The organism is Halomonas elongata DSM 2581 (assembly GCF_000196875.2).
In the GTDB taxonomy this organism is placed as follows: Bacteria; Pseudomonadota; Gammaproteobacteria; order Pseudomonadales; family Halomonadaceae; genus Halomonas; species Halomonas elongata.
The window spans coordinates 2,144,302-2,162,428 of sequence record NC_014532.2; the positions used below are offsets into that span (position 1 = coordinate 2,144,302).

The following is an 18,127-nucleotide window of genomic DNA, read 5'->3' on the forward strand; positions in this document are numbered from 1 at the left end:
ACACCATGGCCATTCCACACCTGCCCGACTACCCACTACCGACAGCCAGCGACCTCCCTGACAATCGTGCCGCCTGGCAAGCCGAGGCATCACGCTCCGTCCTGCTGATCCATGATATGCAGGAACATTTCATCGGCTTCTATGGCGATGACAGCCTTCTGGTCCAGCGCCTGATCGAGAATATCGTTCGCCTGCGCGACTGGTGCCACGAACAAGGCATTCCAGTGGTCTATACGGCCCAACCAAGTGACCAGCCACCGTCAGACCGCGCCCTGCTCAACGACTTCTGGGGTCCGGGCCTGACCGAGGCCGATCCTGGCCGACAGGCCATCGTCTCCGCCCTGACGCCAGCCGAAGGCGAGACCGTACTGACCAAATGGCGCTATAGCGCCTTCCAGCGCTCCGAGTTGCGCACGCTGATGCAGGAGTGGGGACGCGACCAGTTGCTGATCACTGGCGTCTATGCCCACATCGGCTGCCTGGCAACCGCCCTCGAAGCCTTCATGGTCGATATTCAGGCCTTCATGGTCGGCGATGCCGTGGCTGACTTTTCCGCCGAAGAACATCACATGGCCCTGAACTATGTAGCGTCACGCTGTGGTTGCGTGACGGCCCTCGGCGATCTGGTCGGCGATACCAGCAACCAGCCAAGCCGTGACTGGCTCAGACACCGCGTCACTCGACTGATCGATGGGGATGTCACTGCGGTGGCGGCCGACGAGAACCTGCTGGACTATGGCCTGGATTCGCTTCAAGTCATGAACCTGGTCGCCGAGCTCAAGACATTAGGGGTGACACTAAGCTTCGAGGAATTGACCCGCACTCCCACGCTCGAGGCCTGGTGGACGCTGATCGAGCAGAAACGCCTTGCCGCCTGACGGAGCACCGGGAATGGAAGAATCAAGATTTCGTCACAAGCGCGTGCTGGTTACCGGTGCCGCCAGCGGCATCGGTCGGCGCATTGCCGAACGCTTCCACGCGGAGGAAGCCGAGGTCATCGGGCTCGATCTCTGTATCGAAGAGCAGGAAACGCCCTTCCGCCTGCTCCAGCTGGATATCTCCGATGCCCATCAGGTGGCCACGACCTGCGCCCAACTGCAGGAGGAGTGTGCCGAACTCGATGTACTGGTCAACGCCGCTGGAACCTTGCGTCTGGGTGATACCGAGTCTCTGACGCTGGATGACTGGCATAGCTGTCTCGACGTCAACGCCAGTGGCGTGTTTTACCTGATGCGCCAATGGATCCCGCAGTTCAAGCGCCAGCGTAGCGGTGCCGTGATCAATATCGCCTCCAACGCCGCTCATGTACCGCGCATGGGCATGACAGCCTATTGCGCTTCCAAGGCTGCGCTGGCCAGCCTCAGCCACTGCGTGGGGCTCGAGTTGGCGCCTTACGGTGTCCGCTGCAACCTGGTCTCGCCCGGTTCTACCGATACCCCCATGCTGCGCGGCATGTGGCAGACTCCGGATGACTGCAAGCTTACGCTTCAGGGGCTCCCCGAACGCTACAAGCTGGGCATCCCCTTGGGCAAGCTCGCCACCCCGGACGACATCGCCACTGCAGTCCTCTTCCTGGCTTCTGACCAGGCAGGACACATCACCCTGCAGGATCTGGTGATCGACGGCGGGGCGACTCTCGGTGCCTGATACCATCATGTCGGCCGGCATGCCGAAGGCGTCGAGAGCGCCCCTAGTACGTGATTGGGCTATTCGGGCATGCATCGTCAGTGCGTTCCGGCACCACCGCCTCGGCCTCGACAGCGATCAGCCATTCCGGTTCGGGAAGGCCGTACACTATCAGCCATGAGGCAGCCGGCGGAGCAGCCAGGAAGCGATGCCGCAACACCTCGATCACCGCCTGTTGGTCATAGCGCGCGCACTCGGTCAGATAGATCCTCAACATGACCACATGGGAAAGAGTGCCGTCGAGACTCGACAAGAGACGCTCGACATTGTCCAGTGCCGCCTCGGTCTGCTTGGTCAGATCGGGGCCAGCCAAATTGGCCTCGGCATCGACCCCTGCTTGGCTGGAAATCAGTACCCGACAGCCTCCCTGGACCAGCACGGCCTGGCTGTGACCATCGACCAGAGTATCGGTCAGATCGGACGGATTCAGGGGCTCGCGCCTCACTCCAGACATCACTATCTCCTTGTATGCAGAACTAGAGGGCAATTTCATTCACCTTCGCCATTGGACAGCCGGAACCGTAACCCGGGTTCTGCCCGCTCGGCCGTGATACGCCAGCCGTGCGCCGCCGCAATCTCCTGGCAAATCGACAACCCCAGCCCTGCCCCGTGATCTCGCCGATGCGCGCCCCGCCAGAATCGCTCAGATAACAATGAAAGCTGGGCCTCATCGACGCCAGGCCCCCTGTCCCGCACAGTGACCGTCTCGCCCAGGATCTCAACACCGACGACTGTCTTGGCGGGTGCATGCTGAATAGCGTTCTCCAACAGATTCTTCAGCAAGGTAAAACAGGCCGAACGATCCGCTTTCCACGTCGCATTGCCAACAGCACGCACCTCCAAATGCACATCGGCAGCCTCCGCCATGCGCCCCAGGAAAGCAGCGACCTCCCGGGCTACTTCTTGCATCGGGACATCGGCGAAATGGTAGTTATGCATCTCGCTTGCTTCCGCCAGTCGCAGGAGCTGCTGCACCTGGCGTGACATGTACTCTACATCGCTCAACAGCGAGTCGCGGTCGTTCCTGCCATCGTCTCGTAACTCGATTTGCGCACGCATCAACGCCAGTGGCGTCTTCAATTCATGCGCCGCCTGGCCAAGAAATTCCTGCTGTACTCGATAGCCTCGTTCGAGACGTTCCAGGGCACGGTTGAAACTCTCCACGAGTGGGGCGATCTCCGAAGGAATCGCTTCCGTCTTCAGTCGAGCATCAATGGAGTGCGGAGAAATCGCCGATGCGGATTCCGAGACATCCCGTAACGGCTTGAGGGTATAGCGCAAAGTGATGTAGGCACATAAACCGAAGGCAATGAACAGGACACCGCCGAATATCATGACGCCCGCAACCACGTACGGGAAGGCAGCGCGATGGAGGAGATCCACGAACCTGGCACTGGCCGCAAACTGCAGATACCACGTTTTCCCTGCATGCTCGAGGGGCTCCGTGGCGCCATGAAAGGTGTTGCCCTCGTGTTCGAAGGTGAAAGTGCCGCGCTCCAACCAGAGAAGATCACCTTCAGCCGGCCAGAACGCCTCTCCCGCACTCGAGAAAACAGCCACGTCCCCCGATTCATCCAGAATCCGATATGCCGTTTCGCGCAGCGGGCCTTTGAACAACCAAGCGAGCTCGTTCAGGCGGTGCGAGTCGATCCCTACGGGCCTGTCATTGCTGTCGAACATGATATCGTCCACTAGCCCCTCAGCAGCATCGACCAGGTCCATTCGCGCCAGTACGTTACTCTGAAGCAGCACGACCACAGCAATTACCAGCAGCATGATGCTGAGCACCATTCCCGCCACATAGGCCAGCAGCACCTTCAGACTGATGCTATTCGGAGGCATCATCTTCACGAAGCACATACCCCAACCCTTTGACGTTGACGATTCGCTGGCACGAACCGATGGCGAGCAGCTTACGGCGTATGCGATGCAGTGCCACATCCAGGGCGTTCGGCGTGACCGCCTCACTCAGCCCCCAGGCCGCCGCTTCCAGCGCGCTGCGACGTACAACCTCTTCATGCTTGTCCAGGAGCAACTGCATGATATGCAGTTCCGACGGGGCAAGGGTGACGCATTCATCGTCGCAACATAATGCACCGGCCTCGGGACGCAGCATCAGATCGCCGCGACAGGAGTCCAGCGAATGGAACGTCACAGGGCGGCGCAGCAATGCCCGGACACGCGCCACCATCTCGTCCATGGCAAACGGCTTGGGCAAATAGTCATCGGCTCCAGCGTCGAGCCCCTCCACGCGGTCATGCAATGCATCGCGCGCCGTCAACACGAGGCAAGGCACACCAAGGTCGGCGTTGCGCACTTTCTGCAGCAAGATGAGCCCATCCCCGTCCGGCAACCCCCGGTCAAGAACCAGCGCTTGATAGGACATCTGCTGGACGGCAGCCCATGCGGTGTCGATGCGATCGACAACATCGACAGCTATTCCGGCAGCCATCAGCCCTTTGCACATCAGTTGGGCCAGTCGGTCGTGGTCCTCGACCAGGAGTATTCGGCTCATCAGAAATGGTAAATATATCCAAGAAATACGCTATTGGAGGTCGAGCGGTCCACCAGCGGGCTATCCTGAATCTCGTCCGCCAGACTCGTTACTTCCACATCCATGAGGATCGAATGCCGACTATTGAACCTGTAAACCCCACGCACGCCGAGTTCGGCGCTGACGCCAGATTCCCCTGTATAGCCGGGACGGTCGAGGCGAACCTCATCATCGCGAACACCGAAATAGTAATCGACAGCCTTCTCATCCTGCCATTTCGCCCCTGCACGCGGAGTGAGCAGCATGTGCTCGCCGACATGCCATGTTCTCTCCAGGCCTAGATTGACACTTTGGCCATCGCTGTTTCCCGATGCATCGGCGAGCCACTCGACGCTGGCATCAACGAAATCGCTGCTCCACTCCAGCCTGGCCCCCGCCCAGAAGCCACCCTTGCGCTCGCTCATGCCATCGAGGATTGGGGCGTCGTCTTCCTCGTAGCCACTGCCGTCGTACTTGCCGACGATACCGAAATTGAGTTGTTGAGCGTCGTTGATGTCGACACTCGGCAGCTTGAATTCGATCTGCGGGCCAAATAGATGAATGTACCGGTTCTCGAACTCAAGCAACGGTATTGGCGTGTTTTCCCGATCGATATCGGTATAAGGCTCCTGCTCGCTCATGATGCCGAGCCCCAGAGCCCAGGATGTGGTCGACGCCCCCGCACCGGACGGCTCACCGGCCACGGCCGTGAACGACATGCAGGAACCAGCGGCCATCACGGAAAGAGCGGCCATACGCAGGGCGTAACCCGGGGAAGTCGAGGTCGATGGATGCGATAGCGGCATGGGGAACTCCTCACATTGGGTGAAAGGAAGCTTCACTATCGCAGCCGCTCACTTACTGAGAACTTACCGAAACCCTCGATCGTCGCGATTCTCGGCAAGTACTCTGTAAGACGCGTTGCCGGGAAGCCCCACCCCATGCCAGAGAAGTCGACATTCACCGAACAAGAACCTAACTAGGCTCGAGTGATGAGGCAGTGAACACGATGAGCAGTGCCAGAAGGCCCAGAATCCCGAAGGCATAGTGCAACGTGACAAAGTGTGCCACAAAGCCGATCAATGGCGGCCCGAGCAACATGCCGCCGTAGCCCAGGGTCGCCACACTGGCAATGGCAATGCCAGGTGGTGTATCGGAATCGTTGGCCGCACGCGAAAAGGCCAGCGGCATGATGAGAGCGTAACCGATACCAAGGAAGAAGAAACCAAGCAGCGCTACCATGAAATTGGCAGGAAGCACAGCCAGAAGCACACCGATGGATGCGGAACATCCCGCGAAGCGTGCGGCGCTCACCGGGCCCAACCAGGCAATCACGCCGCTGCCGATCAACCGCATGATGACCATCGCCATCGAGAATACGGCGTACCCGATCGCTCCCTGGGCCATAGTTGCCGATGTGACGGTGACTAGAAACACTGCGCTCCAATCGGCAACGGCACCTTCACCGAGAGAGGAACAAAAGGCAATGATCCCGACCCAAAGCAGGATGCCATGGGGCAATGGGAAGCGCTTTGTGCCCGCCGGACGCGGCCTCGTCTCGGATTGCCAGCCAATGTTCGCGAGCCAGATCGTGCTCACGGACATCACGGTACCGATGAGCGCAAAGTGCGCAAGCAGCGACAAGTCCAGCCTGACTGCCATATAGCCCACAGCCGCACCGACTCCAGCGCCCAGGCTCCACATGGCATGAAACGACGACATGACCGGCTTTTCGATGAAACGCTCCGCCTCGCCTCCCCAGCTGTTCATCGTGACATCCATGGCGCCATGACCGGCACCGAACAGAAACAGCGCAGCGGCAGTCATCCAGAGGTTGAATGCACAAGCGATCATCATCAGAGCAAGGGTATAGGCGACAGCGATAGCAAGTGTGGTGCGCGCAGCACCGAAGGCATCCGAGGCCCTGCCAGCCAGAGGAAACGAGATCAGGGCGCCGGCAGCCAGCACGAGCAATAGCAAGCCAAGTCGTACACCATCCAGATCATGATGCGACGCTACCGTAGGAATGCGCGAGGCCCAGGAACCGAATAGTCCGCCGTTGAGAAAGAACATGGCGGCCACGGCAAGCCAGGCTCTCCGAAGGCTAAACATGAAGGACCTCCAGAGCCGAACTGCCGAATACCCCCTCTTCCTCGGCATCGGTGATCAGACAATCGATATCCTCGAGCGCGATTGCCCTATGCCGAGCGCGTCGCCCGACCTTCTCGCGTGAGGCCAGCACCAAGGTTCTCTTGGCCGCTCGGGACATGGCGTGCTTGAGATGCGCCTCTTGGAAATCATCAACACTCAGCCCAAATTCTGCATCCAGGCCACAAGCGCCGAGTACGGCAACGTCCGCGTAAAGGCTGGCGGCGGCCAGCAGGGCCGAATCACCGACATTGACGCCGCCGCGTACGCTCAACTGGCCTCCCAACATGAAGACATCGACACCATTTTTCTGGCATGCCACCGCAACCCATGGAGAAGGTGTCATCACCAGCAACCCCGGCTTCGGCTGTAGCCTCTCGGCGAGCGAAAGTACCGTGGTCCCGCCATCGAGTAATAGAGTGTCAGCATCGTCAATCGACTTCGAGGCCCGCTCGGCAATGGCATCGAGGGCCCGTTGATGAACGGTGATCCGATGCTGCAGAGGAGCCGCGGCCGGAGCGGTGGAAACCGCACCACCCCGGACCCGCTGTGCCTTTCCCTGTCGTTCGAGAGCAATGATGTCTCGGCGAATGGTGTCCAGTGACACGCCGAACTCCACGGCAAGGTCCTGCGCGACAAGTTGCTCGCCATTGGCAAGCCTGGCCATTAGCTGCTGCTGCCGGGTTTCCGGGACGTTTAGCATTATGTCTCCCATGCATGGAAATGCAGTATATTGCAATATCATGCAATTTTTAGCATCTCCATGCATGAAGCGCCAGAGACCTGGATGGCAGTCAGCAGTCATGACGGCATTCAACTGCTCGGAACCGACCCGGCATAGAAGTCGATCATCCGACTGGTGGACGAGCACCCTCTCGACCCAGGCATCACGGATCTGTTACTGACGGGTAGTAAGCAATACGCAGGCCTGATCGATGTCAGCCATCCAGATCCGCGGCAAGCGCCACCGTTTTCTGCTCCTCCAACAGGCGAAGCCGTTCGCTGAGGGCTTGCCTGATGGATGTATAGGCGGTGCTTCCCAGCGCCAGGCGGAACGGGGGCGTCTCGGCGTCTGCCGCCACGATGATGGCATCGACCGTCTTGGCGGCATCCCCCTTGATGGCAAAATCACCGGACGCCACCGCTCGTCGGACTTCGCCGGCCGGCGTATCTTCATAGCAGGCAAGGGGGTGGGCATGATCCAATCCGGCAGCGAAGTTGGTGCCAGTCGGTCCCGGCTCGATGATCAAGCAATCGATGCCGAACGGTGCGACCTCCTTGGCGACGGATTCCACGAATCCTTCGATACCCCACTTCGTCGCATGGTAGAGACTGAAGTTCGGATAGGCGATCTGCCCTCCTTCCGACGAGACTTGAACGATGCGACCGCCCCCCTGCTCCCGCAAATGTGGAAGAGCGGCACGAATGAGCTGAATCGACCCCGTAAGGTTGGTGGCGATCTGGCGCTCAATCTGTGCGTCGCTCACTTCTTCACCAGCGCCGAAGAGACCATAACCGGCATTGCTGACCACGACGTCAATACGCCCCATACGTTCGAAGGCTTCCTGCATGACGGTTCTAATTGCCTTGGTGTCCGTCACATCGAGGGTGAGCGCATGCAGTCGATCACCATGACGCTGGAGCAACTCATCGAGTACGCCAGACTGTCGTAGCGTAGCGACCACACGGTCGCCGCGTTCGAGCAGCCGCTCGGTGAGAAGGCGGCCAAGGCCGGTGGATGTACCTGTGATAAGCCAAGTCTTGGACACGAGAAATCTCCTAAATCGTTCATCACATGTTGCAAGACAAAGGCTATGGCAGTATCACTGTTTAAAGAATACCCAACAATTGGCATGAAGAAGTGAAAACTATTCACCAATGAGCAAGCCATCGCTAACTGACCTCAAGGCCTTCCAGGCAGTGGCCGAACACTGCAGTTTTCGCCGGGCAGCCGACCTACTGGGCGTCAGTCGTTCTTCTCTCAGCCACACTGTACGTTCCCTCGAACAAAGACTAGGCACGAGACTGCTGCACCGAACCACACGTAGCGTATCCTTGACCGAAAGCGGTGAGCGCTTGCTACGGCGTTTGAAACCCTTGTTGAGCGATTTGGACACAGTCCTGGAAGAAGCATCGAGCTCCGAAGGAAGAATCACGGGCAAGTTGCGCATCAACGGTAGCGAAGGAGCGATTCGCCTGTTACTGCAAACCGTCGTGCCACGCTATCTCGCCCTTCATGATGGCGTTGAACTCGATCTCGTGGCCGAGGGACGGCTCGTTGACATTGTCGGACAGGGTTTTGATGCAGGTGTCAGGCTGAGAGAGGCCGTCCCTCAGGATATGATCGCCATCCCAGTAGGACGCGATATGCGCTTTCTTGCCGTTGCCTCACCTCGCTATCTGCGTGGTCGGACGGCACCCGAGACACCGGATGACCTGGCCACCCACCAATGCATAAGGCAGAGGTTGCCGAGTGGCAAGCTCTACCGCTGGGAGTTCCATCGGAATGGCCAGGACGTGGCGGTCGATGTACCCGGCGCCCTGACCCTGGATAGCAGTCAACTGATGGTAGAGGCTGCAACGGATGGTCTGGGTATTGCCTATGTGCCTGAACCCTACGTACAGGCCCATCTGAACGAGGGGAAGCTGGTCACCGTGCTCGAAGCCTGGTGCCCACCCATTCCAGGCCTGTTTCTCTACTACCCCAACAATCGACATGTGCCACCAAGCCTGCGGGCTTTCGTCGATCTACTGCGAGAGCTGCAAATGTAGTATTCGCCGTGTCGAGACTCGAACGTCTTCGCATTGATGCCTCGAGCCACCTTCCAGAGCCAGGAAAAGTACATGAGCGTAGCGCCACTTGACCGACTGATGACAAGAGGCCAGATCGACTGGCCAGAGGAAGTGGCCTACGCCACATGCGATCCACAAGTCACGCATTCCCCTCTTTTCCCCGTCGAGGAAGCCGCTATCGCGAACGCGGTAGAGAAGCGTCGGAGGGAATTCACGGCAGGTCGCTCCGCCGCACACACCGTGCAAGAGAAGCTTGGCTTCCCTCCCACGGCAATTCCGATGGGCGAGGATCGTGCACCGATCTGGCCTGCTGGGATGGTCGGCAGCCTCTCCCATACCGCAGATGCCTGCATCGCGGTGGGGGCCCTGTCACATCGTGTCCAGGCCCTCGGCGTCGATGTCGAAAGCTTGGCTCCTCTTGAAAGCAGGCTTCGCCCCTACATTGCCAACCACAGGGAGCTCGCCTGTATGGATAGCCCTCCCGGCCTGGCGGCCTTGCAGATCTTTTCAATGAAAGAAGCCGCCTACAAGGCCCAGTATCTTCTCAGCCAGACGTTTTGCGACTTCGATACCCTGGAAGTCGTGCCAGAAGGTCTGCGCTTTCGTCACTCGGTCCCTCCCTTTGCTCGAGGCACCATACTGCCCATCCGACAGTGGGCGGGATTCGGCCTGTGCCTGTCGCTCTGCCTGTTGAAAAGGCCCGCCTAGAGCAACGCTCCAGCGGGCCTCGCAACCGGAAAACCGGGAAGGGATGAAAGTTCTCGTCTAGCCGACAGGCGACGTGACCCGAGGCATCGGCACGCCCAGATACGACAGGTAATTCGCCAGTTCCTCTCGGGCAAACACCGGCTCCACGATACCGCTGCCCTCGAGGAAGTGCTTGGTATTGCGACAATCCCAGAGGTAGGTGTTCTGGTACAGCTCCACCGTGGACTGGTCATCGTACATGGTATCAGTGAACAGACTCAGCAGCGGATAAAGTGGTGCCCTGGAGTCACGTTCCCACTGCGCCTTCCATTGCGCATAGGGCAACACCTGAAAGCGGTAGCCGAAAAACTCTTCCAGCCGATGGAAGAATTCCTTGAGCGTCAGGTTGTTGTCGTCTTCGTGCGTCAGATTGAATTTGTGATTCAACCCTGCCGGGTTGCGAGATATATGCGCAATCGCCGCCGTCATGTAGTCGACGCTGGTCAGCCCCTCTCGCAGCGCTTCCAGGTCCGGAATACTGCGATGCGCCACGCAGGTTTGTACCAGACGCCCCCACCACTGGTAATCCGCACAGACTCCCCGAGCACTGTGATAGGTGGCGTAGCCCAGCCGGAAGGTCATCAACGGCAGGCCGCGCTGGGCCGCCTGATCGGCCATCTTTTCCATGACCCATTTGCTGCGTACATAGCCGATGTCGGTGATGACCGCGTCCAGGTTCTGGTCGATGTCATCATCCTCGTACATTACACGCTTGCCAGTGTGCAGGTGGCCCCAGCTGTATACGGAGATGGTGGAGAGTAGCATCAGTGGCTTCGTGCGCCTGGCAGCGGCAAAGCGCAGCAATTCCAGCAGCCCCTGGACATTGTCACGTTTCATGTACGAATAGGGCTGGATGAAATTGACCGCGCTGGCGGAATGGTAAATTACGTCCACCACCTCGGCGAGCTCATCATAATGCATCTCCGTCAGCCCTAACCCTGGTTCCGACAGGTCGGCCCGATAGAGTTCGACGCGATCCCGGTCTGCCTTGGAAAGCGTGATGCCGTAACGGATCAGGATCTCATCCAGGCGTCGCCATGGATCCGCCCCCGAACGGGCACGTACTGGGCAGTGAATGTGTGCATCGGTGGTGGCAAGCAGATCGGTCAGCAAATGGGCGCCGACGAAGCCGGTGACACCAGTGAGCAGGATGTGGCGCGGACGCGCCAGAGAATCCGTCGCCTGCCACGCCGAGAACTCCAGGTCGTCGGGCAGGCTGGCATCTTCGCGCAATGGGTGAATCCGCTCCCGGTCCAGCGAGGACTGAGGTTGGTCATTGCCCCGCCGCTCATCCAGCAACAAGGCCAGCGACGCAACGGTATCGTGTTCGAAAAGATCGCGGATCCAGACCTGAACGGACAGTCGTTCACGTACATCCTGCATCAAGCGAGCAGCCAGCAATGAATGACCTCCGACATCGAAGAATCGGTCGGTGCGGCCGAAGCGACGGTGCTCGAGTACTCTTGCCCAGGCATCGGCAATGTCACGTTCCGTCTGGCTGGCATATGTCGATTCCGGCGTGCTCTCCTGAGCGTCGTTGTCAGGGTCGCCTGTCAGCTGTCGGTATCTTTGCAGCAAGGCCTGCTTGTCCGTCTTGCCATTGGCATTGAGCGGCAGTGCATCGAGTTGCAGGATGGCCGACGGTGCCATGTAGTCCGGCAAGGTTTCCAGCATCCCATGGCGCAGTTCGGTTTCCGCCGACGTCTGTTGCCCATCGAGCACGATGAAGGCCAGCAGTTGCCGCTCGCCCTCGGTCTCCGTCTCGGAGGCCAGAACGACCGCCTCGCCCACTCCGGCCTGTGCATGCAACGCCTCTTCCACTTCGGCCAGTTCCACCCGGTTACCGCGGATCTTCACCTGGTCGTCCAGGCGCCCCAGAAACTGAAGGCGTCCATCCGGAAGCCGACGGGCCATGTCGCCCGTTCGGTACAAGCGCTGTCGCCATCGAGGATGAATGATGAATTTTTCCCGTGTCAGAGGCTCGTTGTATAGATATCCCCGCGCCAGGTTGTCGCCGCCGATGAAGATTTCTCCCGCCTCCCCATCAGGCACCGGCGCCAGGCTTTCATCGAGCAAGTAGATATCGCTGCCTGCCATGGGGTGGCCGATGGAGGGTCGATCATCCGTCTCGGAACCGGGCACACGATGGCAAGTAGCGAAAATGGTGGCCTCTGCCGGCCCATAGCAATCCACCAACTGGTACGGCAAGTGCCCGGTGGCCGGCGGGAGCAGCTTTTCCCCGGCCGTGAACAGGTGGGTCAATGTCAGTTCCGACGGCTGGGAGCGGGCAGTGATCGCCGGCACCAGTGCCGTGGGCACGAAGGCATGCGAAAGACGCTGACGAGCGAAGAACGCCAACAGCTGATCGGGATCCAGGCGTGTTTCCTCGTCAGGCAGAACCAGCGAGCCCCCAGCCATCAGCATCGATGCAATTTCCAGTTGCGCTACATCAAAGCCGGTACCGGCCATCAATGTGGAACGACTTTCTGACGTCACTTCCAGGTTGTCGTTGTGGCAGGCAACCACCCGCTCGAACGCATGGTGCTCCACCATGACCCCCTTGGGGTTGCCGGTGGTACCCGACGTGAAGATCACATAGGCCAGATCCTGGGAAGAAGGCAGGCTATGAGGCCTGTCATCGCGGTCTGGCATGTCATCGATAGCATGCACAGGGAAAGGAGCATCAACCGGATGGACACTACAGGCCGCCAACGCGAAGGGAGCGCCGCTTTGCGTCAGGATCCGTCGTTGCCGCTGAGAGGGATAGCGAATGTCCACCGGTATATAGCCTGCCCCGCTCTTCATGACGCCGAGAATGGCCACCACGTAGCGGTAGGTGCGATCACATATCAAGGGAACAAGATCTCCCTTGCCCACCCCCTGTTCACGCAAGAACGACGCTACGGCATCGCTCCGACGATCCAGCTCACCGTAGGTGAGACTGGAAGCAGAATCGGATACAGCCTCCCGATTCGGAAAACACTCGGCATTCATCAAGAAATGGTGCAGTACGGTTTCGCAATGTGTCATTACGCATGTTTCCTTTACGGTTCATGAATGTGGTCACGGTACTCTTCACTAAAACGAAATACCCTTGTCGCAACATTGGATGCGACATGGCCGGACAGAGTGAAAAATGAAGACAGAACTGCTGTATCCGTCACTCGAACGTCCATGGGCCAGAGAACCCAATAGCCCTCTGGTCAGCGAGCGGACAACATGCTTCCCTAAAGATCTCTGCCTATTGCCGAAAGGAAATCTCGAGAACCTTCAAACCTTTCTTTTCATCTAAAGAAAGCACACCCACAAACCTAGCACACACATCAGGAACACTTGATTTCCAATGCAGAAAAATAGTGTCTATTTGTAATCAAAGGAAAACCCAAAAAACATTGAAAGATATATATATCTTATCAAGCACCCAGTGATCGATCATCTTTCCCCATCGGAGATGCCAAGCCGGGCGCCAGCGCTCGCTCGACTGCTCTCGACACGCGACTCCAACAGCTTGGCAGATTACCGATATGTACTGCTTGTCAACTGAACGGCATGTTCCGGCATGCAGGCATGACGCACCATCATCGCGCAGACCATGCCTTAAATATCAATAAGTTACTTAGAACACCATAGAAAGGACGTCCACGCGACACGGAGAACAATCGGCCGTGGAGAATTGCTCCGGCAAGGATGAAGAGTTCACAGCCCAGTGTCATAACCCTGAGGTAGAGAACCCCACTTGCAACAAGATACCCAAGGCCAGAAAGATGTAACTGACCAGTCCCAGGAACATCAAGGAGCCAAAGACCAGGGTCTTGATGACACGCCTATGATGCGACAATTTCCATGCCAACGACAGGCAGACCACGAACATGGGAAGCAGGAGAAGAAACAGAGTAAATTCAAACATTCGATCCCTTCTATACATGTCAGTCCGGCGACAATACACCCGGCAAGAAAGCCGTTCGAGTTAATGCAACGACAACAAACGACTTTCTAACAGATTTTCAGCAGATTCCATACTGATAAAAACCTGTTGAGATACAAGTCAATCTCATCCTATAGCGAAGAAAACACTGCCACCCCAGAAACATTGCGAAAAGTATCTACGCACGTTCATACGACATTGGAAACCCGATAAAACACTCATTTACTGCTTCGTTGACACATCGCAATGCCCGTTGACCACCATCTAGCCCAACCAGGATAACGGGTGATGGCGAATGGCCGCGCCCACGATATAGGCAAACACCAGCACGGCCAGCAAGGCGGCGACCGCACGCTGCAATGGAGTGCGGCCACGCTTGATGGCAATGGTCCCCAGCCCGATGTAGACCACCAGGCCGATGAGCTTGGCGGCCAGCCAGGGATGCTGATGTGGCCAGAAGCGCAGCAGCACCATCAGCCAGACCCCGAAGGCCAACAGAGCGGTATCGATCAGGTGAGGAAGGATACGCACCCACTTTTTCTGCAAGTGCGCTGATGCCGTCACCGACCACCAGGCTCTCAATACGAACAGGGCCAGACTCAAGACGGCCATCGTCATGTGCAGATGCTTGATCAGCCAATAAAGCGACATGCTCCCTCCGTCATCCCGGCTTGCCATCGGCTCGCGGCCTTGCCAGCAGCACGGTGTAATGCCACACGAAGAGCGCAAACGCCAGCACCCAGCACAGCGCGCTCAGGCTCAATGTCCACTGCATCACCTGTGGCCACAGCACCGGGATCAGGGTACGCAGCATCGTCGCCAGCCCCAGAGCCTCCAGCGCCACATCCATCCCCGGCAGGGTCTCGATCGGCCGACCGGTATGCCCCAGGGAGACACGCGCCATCATGGCCATCATCATGGTCCCCATACCGCCCACCGTGATGGCATGCAGCGCCAGCGACGGTGCGAGCAGTTTCAGTGCCGCCAATCCCCACATCGCCAGCCCCACGCACATCAGGGCATAGCTGAGGTGAAGCCCCCACAGCAGGGGTTCATGCAGGCAGCGCCTGCCGTCCCAACGGGTCAGTCGCAGCGCATTGAGTCCCGCCGCCAGCAGCGCAACACTAGCCCAGCCCCTGTCGGGCAAAGCGACCGCAAAGCTTGCCAGTTGCAGGCATACCAGCAGCACGACCACGCCTATGGCGGAAGCCTCCAGCCACTTCAGGCGCGCTACCTGTGTGCGTTCCAGCCGCCGGGCCGTGAAGAACGGAATGACTCGACCGCCCAGCACTACCATCAGCAGCACGATCAACAGGACCGTCAGGTGAGCGGCATCCCGGATCATCGAGGCATCGCCCCGCAGCATTCCCAGATGCATCAGGACGTTGGCCAGAAACAGCACGCCGAGTACCGGCACAAAGATCAGGTTGCGCCATTGCCGTGCACCAAGCACCGGTCGCGCCATTACCAGCATCACCGCCGGCAGCAGAGCCAGGTCCACCAGCGCCGGTATGAGGGCAGCCCCTTCGGGCGGAAACGCCAGGATGAGCCGGCCAGCAAGCCACAATGCCACCAGCCCTGCCAGCGGCCATCCATGCACACCTCGTCGACCGGTCCATGTCTGCACGGCGGTGAGCAGAAAGCCGATCACGATGGCCATGCCGAAACCGAACAGCATCTCATGCTGATGCCACCACAGCAGGCCTCCATACGGCTCGAGCAGGATCCCTCCCTGCAAGAAGGCCCCCCAGATCACCATCGCCACCAGACTGAAGACCGCCCCCAGAAGGAAGAAAGGCCGAAAGGCCAACTGCAAAAGAGGCATGTCGCTGACCCGGGCGAGCGAAATCGACCGGGTGGAATTCTTGGCCATAATCGTTTTTCCCCTGCGTCGCGCCGCCGTTTATCGTTTTTGGTTCTGAACCGGCAGTACTCGAACGTCCCGTCGGTCAGATAGTGCGCGAGAACCTCTGCTGCCCACTCTCCAGATAGGCGTCGAAAGCCATCGCCAGGTTGCGCATCATCAAGCGACCGGCCGGGAGTACCGTCAGCGCGTCGTCGCGCAGCTCGATCAGTCCGTCGGCGGCAGGCTCCACCAGCCGCTCCAGGGCTTCGGCGAAGTAGTCGCCAAAGTCGATTCCATGACGCGCTTCCAGATTCGGGATATCGACGAGCCCCTGACACATCAGCCCATGAATCACGTCGCCACGCAGCCGGTCATCGTCATTCAGGCAATAGCCGCGCTTCACCGGCAACCGGCCGTCCTCCAGGCGTTGCCGGTACTGGGCAATGTCCTTGACGTTCTGGCTGTAGGTATCGCCGATCCTGCCGATGGCGGTAATGCCCAGCCCCACCAGGTCGCAATCGGCATGGGTCGAGTAGCCCTGGAAGTTGCGTTGCAGGGTGCCATTCTGACGTGCCTGGCAAAGCTCGTCCCCGGGCAGGGCGAAGTGGTCCATGCCGATATAGTCGTAGCCCGCACCGCAAAGCCGCTCGATGGTCAGCTCCAGCAGTTCCAGCTTGCGCTCCGGCGGAGGCATGTCAGCGGGACGAATCAGGCGCTGGGCCTTGAAGTGCTCCGGCAGATGCGCATAGCTGTAGGCGGCGATACGGTCCGGGCGCAGCGCGATGAGCTTGGCCAGGGTGGCATCGAAGCTGGACCGGGTCTGCCGCGGCAGGCCGTAGATCAAATCGACACTGAGCGAATCGAAACCCGCCTCACGGGCCGCCGCCATCAAGGCCGCCACCTGCTCCTCCCCCTGCACGCGATTGACCGCGCGCTGCACCTCGATATCGAAGTCCTGCACGCCGAGGCTGAGGCGGTTGAAGCCCAGGCCACGCAATGCGCTGACCTGCTCCGGCGTCACGGTGCGGGGATCCACTTCGATCGAGAATTCGCGCTCGCCTTCCGGGGCAAAATGAAAGGCATTGTCCAGCGCCGTCAGCAATGCCACCAACTGAGCATGACTCAAATAGGTCGGCGTACCGCCTCCCAGATGCAGTTGCGTCATGCGCCGCTCGTCGTCGAACAAGGCGCCCTGCACTTCGATCTCGCGGATCAGCCAGCCCAGATATTCGGCGGCACGCTGGGTATTGTGGGTAATGATCTTGTTGCAGGCGCAGTAATAGCAAAGGCTCTTGCAGAACGGAATGTGCACATAAGCCGACAATGGCTTGGGCGACGCTGCCCGGTTGCTGCGTGCGGCGGCAGCACGGTAGTCGTCCTCGGCGAAGACCTCGCTGAACTGCGGCGCGGTAGGATACGACGTATAGCGCGGCCCCGGCCGGTCATACTTTTCCACCAGACGACGATCGAACAGTAAATCGTGCGGCATGACAGACAACGCCTTGTGAGTGGGAGTGATGGACAACCAGGCACCCTATGACACAACTATCATCGCGCCTGGTCCTGCCCCTGGATAGCGGTCGGCGCGCGTCAAATTGACTCGCCTCGCCCTTCAATAGCGCCTGGCCCCCTACTGCATCAATACACGATCGACATCCTCATCGAGTTCGATACCCTTCACGCCGATCTCGGCCACCAGCGCCAGCAGGTAGTGGCGCAGGGCACGCCGCGAGGCCTGTTCGCGCAGGCAGTGACGCACTCGATCGACGACCCTTTCGAAGGCCGGCTCGCGGCCCTCGACACGCCGGTCGATGACCACCACGTGCCAACCATAGCGCGAGGCCAATGGCCGGTCGTGGAGGCCCACGGGCAAGTGCTGCAGGGCACGGTCGAGCTCGGGCACCGTCTGGCCGGGTTGCAGCCAGCCCAGCTCACCGCCCTGATCCTTCGAGGGGCAGGCGGAGTGGCGCTGGGCGAGTTCGGTAAAGCGCTCCGGATGTTCGGTCAACTGCTCGATGAGCCGCCTTCCCTGCCGATAGCCGGCGTCACGCGCTTCGGCATCGTCCGGCGCTGCCGCCAACAGCACATGGCGCACCTCGAGACGGGTCGGCTCACGGAACCGCTCGGGATGGGCCGCGTGAAAGCGTCGGCAATCCGCCTCGGTGGGCTCGGGTACCTCGAGTTCGCGATCCAGCAAGGCGGCGATGGCCGCTTCGCTGTCGTCCTGCGAATCCCCCGCCAGCCCCAGATGCTCGGCCCGCTGGCACAGCAGCTCGCGCACCACCAGCGCCCGGGCAGCCTTGAAGTGGGCGTCGCCAGCGCTGTCGGCCGGGTGATATTGCATCTCGCGGGCGATCTCGTCCTCCTCGATCAGCGTCTCGCCGACCCGGATGGAGGACGCCGTCGCGCCTCCGGGAAGCTGCTCGATAGCGATCTCTTGCATGGTCGT

Annotated in this window: 16 protein-coding genes; 4 read left to right on the forward strand and 12 right to left on the reverse strand. The window is 59.5% G+C overall.

Translation table 11 applies throughout. The features are described from left to right. Nucleotides 1-5 precede the first annotated feature (5 nt). Nucleotides 6-878, forward strand: a complete 873-nt coding sequence (locus HELO_RS10145; RefSeq protein ID WP_013332593.1) for an isochorismatase family protein — start codon at nucleotides 6-8, stop codon at nucleotides 876-878. Between the two features lie 13 nt (nucleotides 879-891). Then, a complete protein-coding gene (gene dhbA / locus HELO_RS10150) occupies nucleotides 892-1,647 on the forward strand; it encodes a 2,3-dihydro-2,3-dihydroxybenzoate dehydrogenase (protein ID WP_013332594.1) in 756 nt (251 codons plus the stop codon). A 43-nt stretch (nucleotides 1,648-1,690) separates the two neighbouring features. On the opposite strand, the gene HELO_RS10155 is transcribed toward dhbA, so the two are convergent. From HELO_RS10155 to HELO_RS10185, 7 genes are all read right to left on the reverse strand, one after another. After that, nucleotides 1,691-2,140: a Rid family hydrolase gene (locus tag HELO_RS10155; RefSeq protein WP_013332595.1), complete on the reverse strand. Its 450-nt coding sequence runs from the start codon at nucleotides 2,138-2,140 to the stop codon at nucleotides 1,691-1,693. A gap of 35 nt (nucleotides 2,141-2,175) precedes the next feature. Beyond that, the gene (locus tag HELO_RS10160) at nucleotides 2,176-3,546 is read right to left on the reverse strand and encodes an ATP-binding protein (protein WP_013332596.1); all 1,371 of its coding nucleotides are present in this window, start codon (nucleotides 3,544-3,546) and stop codon (nucleotides 2,176-2,178) included. Beyond that, entirely contained in the window at nucleotides 3,515-4,201 is a 687-nt protein-coding gene (locus HELO_RS10165; protein ID WP_013332597.1) for a response regulator transcription factor, read from the reverse strand. The genes HELO_RS10160 and HELO_RS10165 overlap by 32 nt, the downstream gene beginning before the upstream one ends. Next, nucleotides 4,201-5,025: a MipA/OmpV family protein gene (locus tag HELO_RS10170; protein WP_013332598.1), complete on the reverse strand. Its 825-nt coding sequence runs from the start codon at nucleotides 5,023-5,025 to the stop codon at nucleotides 4,201-4,203. The genes HELO_RS10165 and HELO_RS10170 overlap by 1 nt, the downstream gene beginning before the upstream one ends. A 169-nt stretch (nucleotides 5,026-5,194) precedes the next feature. Beyond that, on the reverse strand, nucleotides 5,195-6,331 hold the full coding sequence (locus tag HELO_RS10175; protein ID WP_013332599.1) for an MFS transporter: 1,137 nt from the start codon (nucleotides 6,329-6,331) through the stop codon (nucleotides 5,195-5,197). After that, on the reverse strand, nucleotides 6,324-7,070 hold the full coding sequence (locus tag HELO_RS10180; RefSeq protein WP_162301213.1) for a DeoR/GlpR family DNA-binding transcription regulator: 747 nt from the start codon (nucleotides 7,068-7,070) through the stop codon (nucleotides 6,324-6,326). Before HELO_RS10180 ends, HELO_RS10175 begins: the two co-directional genes overlap by 8 nt. Nucleotides 7,071-7,305: 235 nt before the next feature. Beyond that, on the reverse strand, nucleotides 7,306-8,136 hold the full coding sequence (locus tag HELO_RS10185; protein ID WP_013332600.1) for an SDR family oxidoreductase: 831 nt from the start codon (nucleotides 8,134-8,136) through the stop codon (nucleotides 7,306-7,308). 109 nt (nucleotides 8,137-8,245) lie between these two features. Between HELO_RS10185 and HELO_RS10190 the strand changes: the two genes are divergently transcribed. Continuing rightward, nucleotides 8,246-9,139, forward strand: a complete 894-nt coding sequence (locus tag HELO_RS10190; protein ID WP_041602073.1) for a LysR family transcriptional regulator — start codon at nucleotides 8,246-8,248, stop codon at nucleotides 9,137-9,139. A 72-nt stretch (nucleotides 9,140-9,211) separates the two neighbouring features. Continuing rightward, nucleotides 9,212-9,868, forward strand: coding sequence for a 4'-phosphopantetheinyl transferase family protein (locus HELO_RS10195; protein ID WP_049786221.1), 657 nt, complete (start codon nucleotides 9,212-9,214; stop codon nucleotides 9,866-9,868). A gap of 57 nt (nucleotides 9,869-9,925) precedes the next feature. Here the strand turns inward: HELO_RS10195 and HELO_RS10200 are convergent, their stop codons facing one another. From HELO_RS10200 to HELO_RS10225, 5 genes are all read right to left on the reverse strand, one after another. Then, the gene (locus HELO_RS10200) at nucleotides 9,926-12,937 is read right to left on the reverse strand and encodes an amino acid adenylation domain-containing protein (RefSeq protein WP_013332602.1); all 3,012 of its coding nucleotides are present in this window, start codon (nucleotides 12,935-12,937) and stop codon (nucleotides 9,926-9,928) included. 1,159 nt (nucleotides 12,938-14,096) lie between these two features. Further along, on the reverse strand, nucleotides 14,097-14,483 hold the full coding sequence (locus tag HELO_RS10210; RefSeq protein WP_013332603.1) for a SirB2 family protein: 387 nt from the start codon (nucleotides 14,481-14,483) through the stop codon (nucleotides 14,097-14,099). Nucleotides 14,484-14,493: 10 nt separating this feature from the next. Further along, a complete protein-coding gene (locus HELO_RS10215) occupies nucleotides 14,494-15,705 on the reverse strand; it encodes an NnrS family protein (protein ID WP_013332604.1) in 1,212 nt (403 codons plus the stop codon). Nucleotides 15,706-15,781: 76 nt separating this feature from the next. After that, a complete protein-coding gene (gene hemN / locus HELO_RS10220) occupies nucleotides 15,782-17,167 on the reverse strand; it encodes an oxygen-independent coproporphyrinogen III oxidase (protein WP_041602075.1) in 1,386 nt (461 codons plus the stop codon). A 141-nt stretch (nucleotides 17,168-17,308) separates the two neighbouring features. Beyond that, nucleotides 17,309-18,121 carry a peptidylprolyl isomerase gene (locus tag HELO_RS10225; RefSeq protein ID WP_013332606.1) on the reverse strand — a complete coding sequence of 271 codons (813 nt, stop codon included), beginning with the start codon at nucleotides 18,119-18,121 and terminating at the stop codon, nucleotides 17,309-17,311. Between the last annotated feature and the right edge of the window lie 6 nt (nucleotides 18,122-18,127).

What these genes read in the sequence shown, in the direction of transcription:
- HELO_RS10145 (WP_013332593.1), top strand. Translation starts at nt 6, where the DNA reads ATGGCCATTCCACACCTGCCCGACTACCCACTACCGACAGCCAGCGAC.
- dhbA (WP_013332594.1), top strand. Translation starts at nt 892, where the DNA reads ATGGAAGAATCAAGATTTCGTCACAAGCGCGTGCTGGTTACCGGTGCC.
- HELO_RS10155 (WP_013332595.1), bottom strand. Translation starts at nt 2,140, where the DNA reads ATGTCTGGAGTGAGGCGCGAGCCCCTGAATCCGTCCGATCTGACCGAT.
- HELO_RS10160 (WP_013332596.1), bottom strand. Translation starts at nt 3,546, where the DNA reads ATGTGCTTCGTGAAGATGATGCCTCCGAATAGCATCAGTCTGAAGGTG.
- HELO_RS10165 (WP_013332597.1), bottom strand. Translation starts at nt 4,201, where the DNA reads ATGAGCCGAATACTCCTGGTCGAGGACCACGACCGACTGGCCCAACTG.
- HELO_RS10170 (WP_013332598.1), bottom strand. Translation starts at nt 5,025, where the DNA reads ATGCCGCTATCGCATCCATCGACCTCGACTTCCCCGGGTTACGCCCTG.
- HELO_RS10175 (WP_013332599.1), bottom strand. Translation starts at nt 6,331, where the DNA reads ATGTTTAGCCTTCGGAGAGCCTGGCTTGCCGTGGCCGCCATGTTCTTT.
- HELO_RS10180 (WP_162301213.1), bottom strand. Translation starts at nt 7,070, where the DNA reads ATGCTAAACGTCCCGGAAACCCGGCAGCAGCAGCTAATGGCCAGGCTT.
- HELO_RS10190 (WP_041602073.1), top strand. Translation starts at nt 8,246, where the DNA reads ATGAGCAAGCCATCGCTAACTGACCTCAAGGCCTTCCAGGCAGTGGCC.
- HELO_RS10195 (WP_049786221.1), top strand. Translation starts at nt 9,212, where the DNA reads ATGAGCGTAGCGCCACTTGACCGACTGATGACAAGAGGCCAGATCGAC.
- HELO_RS10200 (WP_013332602.1), bottom strand. Translation starts at nt 12,937, where the DNA reads ATGACACATTGCGAAACCGTACTGCACCATTTCTTGATGAATGCCGAG.
- HELO_RS10210 (WP_013332603.1), bottom strand. Translation starts at nt 14,483, where the DNA reads ATGTCGCTTTATTGGCTGATCAAGCATCTGCACATGACGATGGCCGTC.
- HELO_RS10215 (WP_013332604.1), bottom strand. Translation starts at nt 15,705, where the DNA reads ATGGCCAAGAATTCCACCCGGTCGATTTCGCTCGCCCGGGTCAGCGAC.
- hemN (WP_041602075.1), bottom strand. Translation starts at nt 17,167, where the DNA reads ATGCCGCACGATTTACTGTTCGATCGTCGTCTGGTGGAAAAGTATGAC.
- HELO_RS10225 (WP_013332606.1), bottom strand. Translation starts at nt 18,121, where the DNA reads ATGCAAGAGATCGCTATCGAGCAGCTTCCCGGAGGCGCGACGGCGTCC.